A 13,968-nucleotide genomic window follows, 5' to 3' on the forward strand; every position below is an offset into this window, starting at 1 on the left:
ACCCGGCACCTGTGGGGGCGGGAGGTGGTGCTGCCGCGTCACCAGGTCGGGGCCGGCCCGGGGGCCGGGCGGTGGATCTCCGCGGCTGCCGGGTGACGCTCGCAGCATTGTGGGGCAGCCGGCCGCCCGGAGGGGAGTCCCGGGACGGCCGGCATCGTCGTTCTGTCGGGAACCCGACAGATAAATCAGGCGCGAACCGCCTCGACGGCCTCCGCGAGACGACGAACGCCCTCGTCGATCCGGTCGGCGGTCACCGCCGAGAAGGCCAGCCGGAGCGCGTGCCGCCCGCCGTCCACCACGAAGTCGCTGCCCTTGACCACCGCGACCCCGCGCTCGGCCGCCGCCGGGGCGAGCCGGTCGACGAGCACGTCCTCCGGGAACTCGACCCAGAGGAAGTAGCCACCGTCGGGCTCGACGAACCGCGCCTGCGGCAGGTGCCGGCGCAACGACTCGGCGAGCACCTGGGCCCGCTCGCCCAGCGCCGCCCGTACCGTCGCGATCGAGCGGTCGATGTCACCCGAGACGCAGAACTGGTGCACGATCGCCTGGGACACCATGCCGGGCGAGATGTAGAGACTCGTCGCGTTCTTCGCGATGTCGGCGATCAGGTCGGCCGGGCCGACCAGGTAACCGACCCGTACACCCGGGCAGACCGTCTTGGTGAAGCTCGACGCGTGCACCACCACGTTGCGGGTGTCCAGCGACAGCATCGACGGCAGCGCCTCGCCACGGAAGCGGATGTCCGCGTACGGGTCGTCCTCGAAGATGGTGAACTCGTACTCGGCGGCCAGGTCGAGCAGCTCCCGGCGCTTCTCCAGCGAGAGAGTCATGCCGGCCGGGTTCTGGTAGTTCGGGATGACGTGCGCGAGCCGAGGCCGGACCCCGGACTCCAGCAGCTTGCGCAGCTCGGCGGTGTCCAGGCCGTCCGGCTGCACGGAGATGCCGTGCAGCTCGCTGCCCATCCGCTGGAGGTTGAGCAGCGTCCGGTCGTACGTCGGGCGCTCCACCACCACCGCGTCACCGGGGCGGACCAGGTGATCGAAGAGGAACGCGTCGGCCTGGAGCGACCCGTTGGTGACCAGCACCTGGTCGGCAGCGACCCCGTGCTTCTCGGCGATCCACTTCCGCAGCGGAAGATAGCCGACGGAGGTGCCGTACGCCGTTACCCCCGCGGGGTCGGCGTCGAAGGCGCGGACGGCGGCGGCCTTGAGCCCCTCGACATCAACGATGTCCAGCGAGGGAGCCCCACGGGCAAAGGAGATCAACTGCTCGGCGGTCATGAATGTTGAGCGTACGGGCGGCGGCGGGGAACGCGCGGTCGGCACGGCGATGTCCGCATCCTGAGCCACCGGGTCGGGTGACCCCACTGGACCGGTCGGCGGCAGATCAGACCGGAAGGGCGAGCGCGTCGTGCTGCGCCGCCCGGGAAAGTCCCTCCAGCTGCACGCCGAGGGCGTCGAGGAGCTGGCTCCAGTCGAAGTAGGAGCGCCAGGCGGTGATCCGACCCTTGCGGGCCCGGACCACGTCGGCGACCTCCCAGCTCACCAGACGACCGGTGGGCGCCACGGTGCCGTACGGCGAATGCAGCGTGCCGGTGTGGGTGCCGGTCAGCCGCACCTCGACGGCGGCGCCACCGCCGGTGCGGACCGCGCCCATCGGGTCGACCCGCAGGTCCGCGAAGGCGCCGGTCCAGGTCCGCAGAAGCGCGGGCAGCTCGATCGGACGGACCGTCAGGCCCGGCATGGAATAGAACGCCTCCGGGGCGTAGAGATCCGGCAGCCGGGCCACGTCCCGGCGCAGGAGCATGGCGTACTGCTGCTCGACCAGCCGCTCCGCGTCGCGCATCGGGACCTCCCGCACGGGCCACGGCACCTCCGCGCCCGCAAGGGATGCTTACCCATCGATCCGATCCCGCACACCACCCCGGGTCAGGTCGTGCTGACCGCCTGGCTCTCCGACCAGACCCGCATGATGTCCCGAACGGAGATCACGCCGGCGACCTCCCGACCGTCCAGCACCACCAGGTGCCGGAACCCGCCCCGGGCCATCGCGGCGGCGGCCTCGGCCACCGTCCACTCCGGCCCGGCGTAGACGACGTCCCAGGTCAGATGGGCTCCGGTGCGCTCCACGTCACAGTCCAGGCCGGCGCCGATGGCCTTCAGCACGTCGCGTTCGGTCATGATCCCGACGCCCTCGGAGTCCGGGTCGATCACGACCGCCGACCCGACACCACGGGCCGACATCATTCGGGCCGCCTGACGGAGCGTGTGCTCCGGACCGACGACGAGGACCTGGCTGGACATCGCATCCCGTACCTGCATCACACATCACCCCTTTGGGACGGTGGCATTCGGTACGGACATGGTGGTCCGTGGATGTTTCCGGGACAAGAGCGGCATCGCACATGCTGCGGGCGCTGGCTACTGTCGGGTGGTGTCCACCGAGCCCCTGCGCTGCGCCGGCGCGCTGATCGTCGACCACGACGGCCGCATCTTCTTCCAGCGCCGCTCACCCCACCGACGACTCTTTCCCGGTTGCTGGGACATCGTCGGCGGCCACCTGGAGCCGGGCGAGGGCATCGACGAGGCGCTACGCCGGGAGATCACCGAGGAGACCGGCTGGGTCCTCTCGCACGTCCTGGGCCAGGTGGGCGAGTACAGCTACGTCGGCGACGACGGCCTCGCCCGGACCGAGTACGACTTTCTGGTCCGCGTCGACGGTGACCTCGACCGACCGACGTTGGAAGTCGGCAAGCACACCGAGTACCGCTGGCTGACCGAACCCGAGGTGACCCTGCTGGACGAGCACCGCGACGTCAACGACGGGCTGATCCGGCGGATCGCGGAGGAGGGCTTCGCCGTCCTGCGGTCGATCGGTCTGTGAACACCGTCACGCTGGCCCCGCACCGGATCGCCGGGCTGCTCGCACCGGCCGTGGACCGGACCTTCCGCGCCGGCATGTCGGCCGGTCGCGACGGTGGTGGCGCCGAGCTGTCCCAACGTTACGGCGGGGTGGCCGCCACCGGTTTCCTGGTCGACCTGCGCACCCGGCTGGCCGCACCGGGTGGCACGGTCGACGGGCCCGGGTTCGCGGCGATCACCCGGTACCAGGACCCGGTCACCTGCCGGCGGGCCGTGGACAAGCAGGTGGCACACGGGATGATCTACCGAGGCCCGGACGGCGCGCTCGCCGCCACCGAACGTGGCACCGCCTTCCTCACCGAGCTGTACCAGGTGCACGCCGAGGTCACCGAGGAACTGTGGGCCGGGCAGGACGAGCGGGTGGTCCGGCTGGTGGCCCTGCTCGGCCGACTGCTGTCGTACGCCCTGGTGCTGGCCGACGAGGAGGGAGACCGGAGCGGCTCGGCCTTCGCCGCGCTGGCACCGCCGTACGAGCCGGACGGCACCCCGCCGGGCGTGCTGCTGCTCAACCGGCTCGGCACGCTGCGGTACCACCGGGCCGACGCGCACGCCGCCGCCTGGGCCGCCGCCGGGCACACCGCGTCGAGCATCACCGCGCTGCCGACCGGCCCCGAACGGCTCGCCATCGAGCTGGAGACCGACCGGCGGGCCGCCGGCCCGTACGCCGCGCTCAGCGCGGAGGAGCGGCTGACGATGCTCGCCGACCTGGCGGCGTTGCCCGGCTGACCCGGTTGGCCGGAGCGGTGCCGCCAGCCGGGGCTATCCTCCAGCGGTGACGGGGAGCAGGACGAGGGAGGATGTCGCGATGATCGGAATGGTGCTCGCGGCCGGCGCGGGACGACGGCTGCGCCCGTACACCGACACCCTGCCCAAGGCGTTGGTGCCGGTGGACGGCGAGACGACGATCCTGGACATCGCGCTGGGCAACCTCGCCGAGGTCGGGCTCACCGACATCGTGATCGTCGTCGGCTACGCGGCGGACGCGGTCCGCGAGCGGCAGGCCGACCTGGAGAAGCGGTACGGGGTCACGCTCACCCTGGTGCACAACGACAAGGCCGAGGAGTGGAACAACGCCTACTCGCTCTGGCTGGCCCGGGAGTACTTCGCCCGCGGGGTGCTGCTGGTCAACGGGGACACCGTGCACCCGGTGAGCATCGAGAAGACCCTGCTGGCCGAGCGCGGGCCGGGCATCCTGCTCGCCGTGGACACGCTCAAGCCGCTGGCCGAGGAGGAGATGAAGACCACCTTCGACGCCGCCGGCCAGCTCACCCGCATCACCAAGATCATGGATCCGGGCGAGGCGTACGGGGAGTACATCGGCGCGACGCTGATCGAGCCGCAGGTCGCCGACGCCCTCGGCGACGCGCTGGAGGCGACCTGGCGACGGGACCCGAACCTCTACTACGAGGACGGCTACCAGGAGTTCGCCGACCGGGGCGGGGAGGTGCGGGCGGCGCCGATCGGTGACGTCCCGTGGGTCGAGGTCGACAACCACGCCGACCTGGCCCGCGCGCGGGAGATCGCGTGCCGCTACTAGCTCGGAGCGTCCTCACCCCGCTGCACATCGACGTGCGACGCGGGGCGGTCGCCGACCTGGGCGCGATCCTGGCCGACGGGCGGATCTCCTCCGGTGGCGACGTCGCCGTGGTGGTCGGGCCGGGCCAGGGCGCCCAGATCGCGGAGCTGATCCGCCCGTCGCTGCGCTCGGCGGACGTGTTCACCGTCTCCGGGGGGACGCTGGACGCCGCCGACGACCTGGGCGGCAAACTGCGCGCCCGGTCGTACGACGCGGTAGTGGGCATCGGCGGCGGCAAGACGATCGACGTGGCCAAGTACGCGGCCACCCGCCGAGGGCTGCCGATGGTGTCGGTGGCGACCAGCCTCGCCAACGACGGGATCGCCTCCCCGGTGGCCAGTCTGATCACCGACGGGCTCAAGGGCTCCTACGGGGTGCACATCCCCATCGCGGTGATCGTCGACCTGGACTTCGTGGACAGCGGCCCGGACCGGCACAACCGGGCCGGCATCGGCGACGTGATCAGCAACATCAGCGCGTTGGCCGACTGGGAGCTGTCCCGGCAGGTACGCGGTGAGCTGGTCGACGGGCTGGCCGCGTCGCTGGCCCGGGCGGGCGCCGAGGCGGTGCTCAACCACCCCGGCGACATGAGCGACGACGCGTTCGTCACCGTGCTCGCCGAGGCGTTGATCTCCAGCGGTCTGGCGATGGCGGTCGACGGCACCAGCCGCCCGTGCAGCGGCGGTTGCCACGAGATCATGCACGCGGTCGACTCGCTCTTCCCCGGCACCGCCTCGCACGGCGAGCTGGCCGGGCTGGGCGCGCTGTTCTGCACCTGGCTGCGCGGAGACCTCCGCCGCTTCGGGGAGATGTCGGCCTGCCTCGCCCGGCACGGTCTGCCCCGACTTCCCGCCGAGGTGGCGCTCACCGACGACCAGTTCGTCGAGGCGGTGCAGTTCGCGCCGCGTACCCGACCGGACCGCTACACCATCCTCGAACACCTGGCACTGTCGCCTACCGAGACCCGGGAACGGCTGGCAGACTACGCCGGTGCAATCCGCGACCAGCTTGGCTGACCCCCGTCCCACCGTCGCCGACTTCCACCGGGTGAACCGGGGCGGCGGCCTGTTCAGCGAGTCGATCAGCCAGTGGCTGGGCGCCGTCTTCGCGCTCGTCGCCCAGCGACTCGGGCTGCGACCGACCGCGTTGACCATCACCAACCTGGTGCTCGGGCTGGCCACCTCGGTCACCGTGGTGGCGCTCGCCGGCCCGGTCGCCGCCGGGGACGTACCGGCCTGGGTGGTCGGCCTGCTCGCCCTTCTCGGCTGGCAGGTGGCGTACTCCCTGGACTGCGCGGACGGGCAGCTGGCCCGGGTGACCGGCCAGGGCAGCGCGGCCGGCGCCCGCGTGGACGTGCTCTGCGACGTGGCCGCGCAGATCGCCCTGGTGGCAGCCCTGGCCGCCACCGCCGTCGCGCAGCAGCCGTCCACGCCGACCTGGCTGGTGGCGACGTTCGCGGGCACCTGGATGGTCAACCTGGTGACGTCGGTGATGCAGGCCGGCCCGAACGCGGCCAGCATGGTCACCTCGACCTCGCTGCCGGTACGCCTGGTGAAGCTGGTCCGCGACTACGGCGCAGTGGTCTTCGTGGCCGCCCTGGTGCTCGCCCTGGCCCCGTCGCTGATCCTCTGGGTGATGGTCGCCTTCACGATCGTCAACGGTGGCTTCCTGCTGGCGAGCATCGCCTTCTCGGCCCGCGCCTCCCTACGCTGACGCGCCCCGCCCGCCCAGACGCCCGCCGGCTCGGACGCCGGCCCGAGCGGGACGCCCGCCGGCTCGGACGCCGGCCCAGACGCCCGCCCGCCCGGACGCCCCCGCCTGCTCGGATTCCCGCCCGCCCGGACGCCCGCCCAGACGCTCGAAGGCTCGGCCCCGTCCGCCCGCGCCCGCGACGCCGTGGCGACACGCCCGCGCGGCACGCTCGCAAGATCCGCCCAACTTCCCTGAAGTTGCTGTCTCCGGCCTGCGGGAGACCCCAACATCCCTGATGTTGCGCGGATCATGCGCGCTCTCCCGCAAGGGCCTGGCGGTGGAGCGCCGCCGGTTGCCCGGACCCCCGCCAGCCGGCGCCCTGGGCTCCGTGGGCAGGCGCGCGCTCAAGATCGCACTCGATCCAGGAAGTAGTTCCATCCGACTGCTCCGAGGCCACTACATCCTGGTTCGAGCGCGATCTTGACGAAGTCGCCCCGCACGACGGGCACGCCCCGCAAGCCCCGCAAGCCCCGCGAGACGCGCACCGCCCCGCACGCGCCGCCAGACGCGCGGGTGAGGGCGCCGCTCTCGCCGGGGCGGTGCCGGCGTCGGCGTACCGGCCGGTGGTGTTGGTCGTGTGCACGCCGCACGCCCCGGCGCCCGTGCCCCAGTTCTGGGGCAGCTCGACAGGGCCCGTGCAATGGAGGGGGAGACGAGCATTGCCCCGCTCGCCCCGCGAGACGAGCATTGCCCCGCACGCCCCCGCGAGACGAGCACGCCCCGCGGGACGCGCCGCACGACAGGCACGCGCCGCACGGCGCGCACCCCGCTTACGGCGGGCACGGCAGGCACGGCACGGCACGGGGCGGGGCGGGGCGGGGTGCGCGGTCAGACGTGGTTGGGGGTGCGGGCCAGGCCGGCGTAGACGTCGACGAGCTGCTTGGTGACCACATCGGGGTGGAACGTGCGCTCGTAGCGGGCACGGGCGGCCAGGGTCAGCCCGGACGCACCGGCGCGGGCGACCGGCAGGGCGGCAGCGAGCGCGGCCGGCTCCGGGGCCACCACCCAACCAGCCTCGCCCAGGCCGATCCCCGCTGGCACGGCCGACCCACCACCTCCGGTGACCGCCGAGCTGATCCCCGCCGGCATGGCCGACCCGCCACCGCCGGCGACCGCCGAGCTGGTCTCGGCCGGCCCGGTGCCGGCGGGTTCGTGCGGGGCGTCCGCTCCGACCAGGTAGGGGATGCCGCCCAGCGCGGTGCCGAGCACCGGTCGGCCGCTCGCCAACGCCTCGATGATCACGGTGGGCAGCACGTCGTGCCACATGGCGGCGGCGATCACCACGGCGCTCGCCTCGACTGCGGCCCGCACCCCGGCCCGGTCGAGCTGACCGAGGTAGACGACGTCGGGGCGCTCGGCGGCGGCTGCCTCCACGAGGTGGCGCAGCTCGCCGTCGCCGGCCACCCGCAACGTGCCCAGCGAGCCCACCGGGTGCCGACGCCAGGCGTCCAGGAGCAGGTCGACGCCCTTCTCCGGGGAGAGTCGGGCCATGAAGAGAAACCCGTCACCGAGCGGCGCCGGGCGGCCCGGGTCGGGTACGGAGTTCGGCTTCACCACGAGGCGTTCGTCCGGAATGCCGTAGTCGCGGAGGTGGTCGGCGATTGCCGAGGTGAGCGCGATGTACCGATCCACCGAACGCCAGGTGCCCCGGTGCACGGCCAGTGTGGTCGCCATCAGCGCGCTCTGCACCGCCGAGTCGCGGTAGCAGCGGTGCTTGATCGCCGGCACCCCCAGCGCGCGCCCCTTGCAGTCCTGACAGATCACACCGTCGCGGAAGTAGATCCCCGACGAGCAGACCTGCCGGTAGTTGTGCACCGTCTGCACCACCGGCACGCCGTGCCGGTGCGCGGTCCGCACCACCCAGGGCGAAATCAGGGGGTACGGGTTGTGCAGGTGCAGCACGTCCGGGCGGTGCTCGGTGAGCAGCCGGCTGAGGTCGTGCTGGGCCCGCGGAGCCCAGATCGGCGAGATCGGCAGCAGCGCCTTGGCGGCCTTCGACATCGACGGGATCTCGTCCGAGCTGCGGATGAAGGGCAGCACCTCGACACCGGCGGCGGTCAGCTGAGCGATCTCCGAGTCGACGATCGTGTTCTCGCCGGAGGGCTGGGCTTCCCGGTACCGGTTGTGCGCCACCACGATTTTCACAGAGCTCGCCTTTCGTTCGCGATTGCGGTACTCGCGAGCTCATTCCTCACGCTCACGGGAAAGAAGGCTACCGTTGTGTCGTGCCCGAACTACCGGAGGTTGAGGCGCTCGCGGGTTACCTGCGTCAGCGCGCGGTGGGGCGGCGTGTCGATCGGCTGGAGATCGCCGCGATCAGCGCCCTGAAGACGTACGAGCCGGCTCCGAGCGAGGTCGCCGGCAGGGCGGTGGTCGACGCCAGTCGGCACGGCAAGTTCCTCGACGTCCTCTTCGAGGGCGGTCTGCACCTGGTGGTGCATTTGGCGCGGGCCGGCTGGCTGCACTATCGGGAGGCGTTCCCGGCCAGCACTCCGCTGCGTCCGGGCAAGGGCCCGATCGCGGTACGGGTACGCCTCGATGACGGCTCCGGCTTCGACCTCACGGAGGCGGGCACCCAGAAGAAGCTGGCCGCGTACCTGGTCACCGACCTCGCGGCGGTCCCCGGGGTGGCCAAGCTGGGCCCGGACGCGCTCGCTGCGGATCTGCCCACCTTCGCCGAGCGGCTGCGGAGCCGGCGGGGGCAGGTCAAGGGGGTGCTTACCGACCAGTCGGTGCTGTCCGGGGTGGGCAACGCGTACTCCGACGAGATCCTGCACGCCGCGAAGCTGTCTCCGTTCGCGATCACCGATCGGCTCACCGACGCCCAGATCGCCACCCTGCACGCCGCGACCCGGCAGGTCCTCGGCGACGCGGTCGAGCGGTCCCTCGGTCAGCGGGCCGCGGAGCTGAAGGGCGAGAAGCGCTCCGGGTTGAAGGTGCACGCCCGCACCGGGTTGCCCTGCCCGGTGTGCGGGGACACCGTGCGGGAGGTGTCGTTCGCCGACTCCAGCCTCCAGTACTGTCCGACCTGCCAGACCGGCGGCAAACCGCTCGCTGACCGTCGGTTGTCCCGTCTCGTACGGTGAGTAATTCCACTCGACGACTACGGAGCGGAATCGCCCGCACTGAGTGGAAGCTCCGGTCCGCCGTTCTCGCCAGGCGCGCATCCATCGGTATAGTGGCCCGGTCCCCGGCTTCTGAAATGGTGCGGAGCCGGCCAGATCCCGCCGGCACCATCGGTCGCCAATCTCCTTCGGGGCGACGACCGGGTCGGAGTCTGCGTGGGAGACTGGGACGGTGGGCGACCGGGCCATCACGCCGAGTGAGCGGCCCGTGTCATGCGGGAGGACATGGGTGAGGTGACGGCAAGCCTCCAGCGCCCGGTAACCAACGAAGGCCGGAGCAGACTCGTGCGGCACGTCGACAGCTTCGAGATCCAGCCGCCGACGCCGCCGTCCCACAACGGCGTCCCTCGGTCGGCGTGGACCAGGGCGCGACGCCGTGTCTCCCGTTGGCACCGCCCCTACATCGCGATCCTGCTGCTGCTCGACTTCGCTTCGGCGGCGTTCGCCAGCTGGATCGCGATCCAGCTCTTCGACCAGGCCGCTTCCGGGTTCTCCGGCACCAAGCAGGACCCGACCTGGTTCCACACGATCTCGTACCTGCTGCTCCCGCTCGGCTGGGTGGTCATCCTCTGGAGCAACCGGGCGTACGACCGGCGCTATCTGGGGCTCGGCCCGGACGAGTTCAAACGGGTGATCCGGGCGTCGGTGACGGTTGCCGCGAGCGTCTCGTTCCTCGCCTTCTCCACCGTGACCCAGCTCTCCCGGTTCACCGTGGGCACGGCGCTGGTCGGTGCGACGCTGCTGATCCTCTGGGGCCGTTTCGTGGCCCGCTGGGCGCTGCACTACATCCGGCGGCGGGCCGGCCAGGCCGCGCACCGGATGGTGCTGGTCGGCACCCTGCCCGAGTGCCTGGAGGTCTACGCGGCGGTCACCCGCAGCCCGGCCGCCGGGCTGATGCCCGTCGCCATCCACATCACCGACGGGTACGCGGCGGCCCGCGGGATGCCCACCCCGGTCCCGGTGTACGCCGGGCGCGACGTTCTGGCCCTGGTCCGTGAGGTCGGTGGGGACACCATCGCCGTCTGCGGGTCGGCGAGCGCGGAGCCGGGCGAGCTGCGCCGGCTGGCCTGGCAGTTGGAGGGCTCCGGCGTCGACCTGGTGGTCGCCCCGCAGCTGACCGACATCGCCGGCCCCCGGGTGCACATCCGCCCGATCGAGGGTCTGCCGCTGCTGCACGTCGAGGAGCCGACCCTCTCCGGGCCTGCGCTGCTGGCCAAGAACCTGATGGACCGGGTGGCCGCCGGCCTCGGCCTGCTGCTGCTGATCCCGCTGTTCGTGGCCATCGCGGTGGCGATCAAGGTCTCCGACCGTGGGCCGGTCTTCTTCCGGCAGCCCCGGGTGGGGCACGAGGGGCGCACGTTCCGGGTGTGGAAGTTCCGGACCATGTACGTCGACGCCGAGGACCGGCTGGCCAGCCTGGTCGACCGGAACGAGACCGACGGCATGCTGTTCAAGATGAAGGAGGACCCTCGGGTCTTCCCGGTCGGTCGCTTCCTGCGGGCCACCTCGCTGGACGAGCTGCCTCAGCTGATCAACGTGCTCTGGGGTGAGATGTCGCTGGTCGGACCCCGCCCGTTGCCGGCCGACGACGGCGACTTCCTGGGCGACGTCCGCCGCCGCCTGCTGGTCCGCCCCGGGATGACCGGGTTGTGGCAGGTCTCCGGCCGCTCCGACCTGTCCTGGGACGAGTCGGTCCGACTGGACCTCTACTACGTCGACAACTGGTCCCTCGCGTACGACCTGAGCATCCTGTGGCGGACCGTCGGGGTGGTGCTCGCCCGCAAGGGCGCGTACTAGGGGTTGGCGCGCCGGCCCGCAGGGGCAAGGATCGCTGCGTGGCTGCCAACCTCTCCGCCGTGGTCGGCGTCGTCTCACTCGTCACCGCGCTGACCGCGGCCCTGTTGGCGGTGCTGCGACTGCGCGCCCGCCGGGGCATCGCCACCGCCACCCAGCGGGCCACCTATGAGGTGCTGCACACCGCCGGCCTGGCCGCCGAGCCACTCCGGGCCGGCCTGAGCGAGGCGGGCGCGGCGAAGGCCGTACGCCATCTGCGGGCCCTGGTGGGCGCGGCCGGGCTGGCGCTCACCGACGCCGAGCGGCTGCTGGCCCTCGACGGGCGCGGCACGCACCACGGGGAGCAACTGCTCGCGGCGGCCCGGCGGACGGTGGACACCGGCCGTTCGACGGTGCTGGGTGAGCAGGAGCTGCACTGCGACCGGGTCGACTGCCCGATCCGGGGGGCGGTGGTCGCGCCGTTGCTGGGCGCGGACGGCCGGGTGGTGGGCGCGCTGGTCGCGGTCGCCGACAGTCCACCACCGCCGGGGTTGGTCCAGGCCACCCTGGAGACGGCGCACTGGGCCGGCAACCAGCTCGCCCTGGCCGAGCTGGACTCGTCGCGGGAGCGGCTGGCCCGTGCCGAGATCCGCGCGTTGCGGGCGCAGATCAGCCCGCACTTCATCTACAACGCGCTGACCGCGATCGGCTCCTTCGTGCGCACCGACCCGGAGCGGGCCCGCGAGCTGATCCTGGAGTTCGCCGAGTTCACCCGGTACTCGTTCCGGGCGCACGGGGAGTTCACCACGCTGGCCGAGGAGCTGCGGTCGATCGACCGTTACCTGACCATCGAGCGGGCCCGGTTCGGCGACCGGTTGCAGGTCCGGTTGCAGATCGCCCCGGAGGTGCTGCCGGTGACGCTGCCGTTCCTGTGCCTTCAGCCGTTGGTGGAGAACGCGGTTCGCCACGGGTTGTCCCGCAAGCCGGGCACGGGCATGGTGAGCATCGAGGCCCGGGACGCGGGTGCCGAATGCCACATCACGGTGGAGGACGACGGAGTGGGAATGGATCCGGCCACGCTGACCGCCGGCATCGCCGAGCTGGCCCGCGGCACCGGCGACCCGGGCGACGACACGGGCCAGCACGTCGGCCTCTCCAACGTCGACGAGCGGTTGCGGTCGGTCTTCGGGGATCGGTTCGGCCTGGTCGTGGAGACCGGGTTGGGCTCGGGCACGAAGGTGAGCATGCGGGTGCCGAAGTTCCATCCGGGCGTGCGGGCGGGATCGTGAGCGAGCGGACGGGGACGGGTTCGGTGAACACGTCCGGTTTCCTGCGGGTGCTTGCGGTGGACGACGAGCCGCCCGCGCTCGACGAGCTGGCGTACCACCTGCGGGCCGACCCCCGGGTGGCCCGGCTGCACACGGCCGGGGATGCCACCGAGGCGTTGCGGCTGCTGCGCGACGGCGACGTGGACGTGGTCTTCCTGGACATCCGGATGCCCGGCCTGGACGGCATGGAGCTGGCCCGGGTGCTGCGCCGCTTCGCGCGACCACCGGCGATCGTGTTCGTCACCGCGTACGACGACGGTGCGGTGGACGCCTTCGACCTGGGTGCCACGGACTATGTCCGGAAGCCGGTCCGGGCCGATCGGCTGGCCGAGTCGCTGCGCCGGGTGATCGGCTCGCGGGTGGTGCCGTCGCACCCGGCGGCGCTGGCCCGCGCGGAGGAGGACCCGACCATCCCCATCGAGTTGGCGGGCACCACCCGGATGCTGCCGCGCTCGGCGGTGCGGTGGGTGGAGGCGCAGGGCGACTACGCCCGGTTGCACACCGCGGAGGGGTCGCATCTGGTCCGGGTTTCGCTGGCCACGTTGGCGGAGCGCTGGGCCGATGCCGGTTTCGTTCGGGTGCACCGGTCGTACCTGGTGCAGTTGAAGTTGATCGCGGAACTGCGACTGGTCAACTCCGGCTACGTCGTGGTGGTCGATTCCACCGAGCTGCCGGTGAGCCGCCGGCACACCCGGGAGTTGAAGGACAAGCTGGTCAGGGCGGCGAAACAGGACTGGAGTCGCTGAGACGGGAATGCGGGCAGCCCTACCGTACGTTGTACGCTAGTCCGTACGACTCCGGGAGGCCGCCGTGACCGAGACCCCGTTCGACATCGAGACCGAGTTCGACCGCCAGCTCGACCGACTGGTGCAGCTCGGCTACCCCGCCCTCGCCGAGCTGACCGAGAACGCCTTCCGCGACCTGCTCGCGCCACTGCGGGCCAGCGCGGTCGAGGGCGCCGCCGGGCTGCCCGCCCCCACCGACGCCAGGGTGCCGTTCCTGCTGGTCGTCACCCGGGACCTGATCGGGGTGCCGGAACGGGTGCAGCTCACCACGCTGGCCGGCAAGCGCAAGCCCGGCGTCGTCGACCGCAACTACGCCGAGGACGACCTGCCCCGCTTCGACCCGATCAAGGAGCTGGAGGTACCGGCCGGGCCGGCGTACCTGCTCTTCGACGTCGACCGGGGCGAGGAGTTCCGCAACCTGGCCCCGGCGACGGCCATGGAGGGAATCACCGCCCAGAGCCGCCTGCCGCTCAGCATCGACGAGGGGCTCGCCTTCGTCACGCTGCACCCGGCCGCGTTGGCCAGCAACCGGTGCTTCTCGCTGGTCGGCTCGCGCTGCGGTGACAAGCGGGTGCCGGCACTGTGGATCAGCCAGGGCGCCCCGAAGCTGGGCTGGTGCTGGTACGGCAACCCGCACACCTGGCTCGGCTCGGCCTCGGCCCGGCCGGAGCGCATCGGCCTCGACTGATTCCACCGGGACGGTGTCCC

General features: G+C 72.2%; 14 protein-coding genes. 10 read left to right on the top strand and 4 right to left on the bottom strand.

The window, feature by feature from the left end; genetic code table 11:
• Positions 1-185: 185 nt before the first annotated feature.
• From AB0J33_RS00210 to AB0J33_RS00220, 3 genes are all read right to left on the bottom strand, one after another.
• A complete protein-coding gene (locus AB0J33_RS00210; RefSeq protein ID WP_363608284.1) occupies positions 186-1,280 on the bottom strand; it encodes a PLP-dependent aminotransferase family protein in 1,095 nt (364 codons plus the stop codon).
• Positions 1,281-1,386: 106 nt separating this feature from the next.
• Positions 1,387-1,845 carry an ester cyclase gene (locus AB0J33_RS00215; protein ID WP_363608286.1) on the bottom strand — a complete coding sequence of 153 codons (459 nt, stop codon included), beginning with the start codon at positions 1,843-1,845 and terminating at the stop codon, positions 1,387-1,389.
• Positions 1,846-1,928: 83 nt separating this feature from the next.
• The gene (locus tag AB0J33_RS00220; protein WP_363608288.1) at positions 1,929-2,321 is read right to left on the bottom strand and encodes a CBS domain-containing protein; all 393 of its coding nucleotides are present in this window, start codon (positions 2,319-2,321) and stop codon (positions 1,929-1,931) included.
• A gap of 112 nt (positions 2,322-2,433) precedes the next feature.
• Between AB0J33_RS00220 and AB0J33_RS00225 the strand changes: the two genes are divergently transcribed.
• From AB0J33_RS00225 to AB0J33_RS00245, 5 genes are all read left to right on the top strand, one after another.
• The gene (locus tag AB0J33_RS00225; protein WP_363608290.1) at positions 2,434-2,883 is read left to right on the top strand and encodes an NUDIX domain-containing protein; all 450 of its coding nucleotides are present in this window, start codon (positions 2,434-2,436) and stop codon (positions 2,881-2,883) included.
• A complete protein-coding gene (locus AB0J33_RS00230; RefSeq protein WP_363608292.1) occupies positions 2,880-3,647 on the top strand; it encodes a hypothetical protein in 768 nt (255 codons plus the stop codon). The genes AB0J33_RS00225 and AB0J33_RS00230 overlap by 4 nt, the downstream gene beginning before the upstream one ends.
• A gap of 79 nt (positions 3,648-3,726) precedes the next feature.
• Positions 3,727-4,458, top strand: coding sequence for a phosphocholine cytidylyltransferase family protein (locus tag AB0J33_RS00235; RefSeq protein ID WP_363608294.1), 732 nt, complete (start codon positions 3,727-3,729; stop codon positions 4,456-4,458).
• On the top strand, positions 4,446-5,513 hold the full coding sequence (locus tag AB0J33_RS00240) for an iron-containing alcohol dehydrogenase family protein (protein WP_363608296.1): 1,068 nt from the start codon (positions 4,446-4,448) through the stop codon (positions 5,511-5,513). Before AB0J33_RS00235 ends, AB0J33_RS00240 begins: the two co-directional genes overlap by 13 nt.
• Positions 5,488-6,210, top strand: coding sequence for a CDP-alcohol phosphatidyltransferase family protein (locus AB0J33_RS00245; protein ID WP_363608298.1), 723 nt, complete (start codon positions 5,488-5,490; stop codon positions 6,208-6,210). Before AB0J33_RS00240 ends, AB0J33_RS00245 begins: the two co-directional genes overlap by 26 nt.
• A gap of 867 nt (positions 6,211-7,077) precedes the next feature.
• Here the strand turns inward: AB0J33_RS00245 and AB0J33_RS00250 are convergent.
• A complete protein-coding gene (locus tag AB0J33_RS00250; RefSeq protein ID WP_363608300.1) occupies positions 7,078-8,394 on the bottom strand; it encodes a glycosyltransferase family 4 protein in 1,317 nt (438 codons plus the stop codon).
• 80 nt (positions 8,395-8,474) lie between these two features.
• Here AB0J33_RS00250 and AB0J33_RS00255 point away from each other — a divergent pair, with 80 nt between their 5' ends.
• From AB0J33_RS00255 to AB0J33_RS00275, 5 genes are all read left to right on the top strand, one after another.
• On the top strand, positions 8,475-9,335 hold the full coding sequence (locus AB0J33_RS00255) for a DNA-formamidopyrimidine glycosylase family protein (RefSeq protein WP_363608302.1): 861 nt from the start codon (positions 8,475-8,477) through the stop codon (positions 9,333-9,335).
• A gap of 264 nt (positions 9,336-9,599) precedes the next feature.
• A complete protein-coding gene (locus AB0J33_RS00260; protein ID WP_363610134.1) occupies positions 9,600-11,171 on the top strand; it encodes a sugar transferase in 1,572 nt (523 codons plus the stop codon).
• A 38-nt stretch (positions 11,172-11,209) separates the two neighbouring features.
• Positions 11,210-12,436, top strand: a complete 1,227-nt coding sequence (locus tag AB0J33_RS00265; RefSeq protein WP_363608304.1) for a histidine kinase — start codon at positions 11,210-11,212, stop codon at positions 12,434-12,436.
• 23 nt (positions 12,437-12,459) lie between these two features.
• Positions 12,460-13,221, top strand: a complete 762-nt coding sequence (locus tag AB0J33_RS00270) for a LytTR family DNA-binding domain-containing protein (protein ID WP_363610136.1) — start codon at positions 12,460-12,462, stop codon at positions 13,219-13,221.
• Between the two features lie 64 nt (positions 13,222-13,285).
• The gene (locus tag AB0J33_RS00275; RefSeq protein WP_363608306.1) at positions 13,286-13,948 is read left to right on the top strand and encodes a DUF5701 family protein; all 663 of its coding nucleotides are present in this window, start codon (positions 13,286-13,288) and stop codon (positions 13,946-13,948) included.
• Positions 13,949-13,968 lie beyond the last annotated feature (20 nt).

This window comes from Micromonospora sp. NPDC049645, from assembly GCF_040675155.1.
Classification (GTDB): domain Bacteria; phylum Actinomycetota; class Actinomycetes; order Mycobacteriales; family Micromonosporaceae; genus Micromonospora.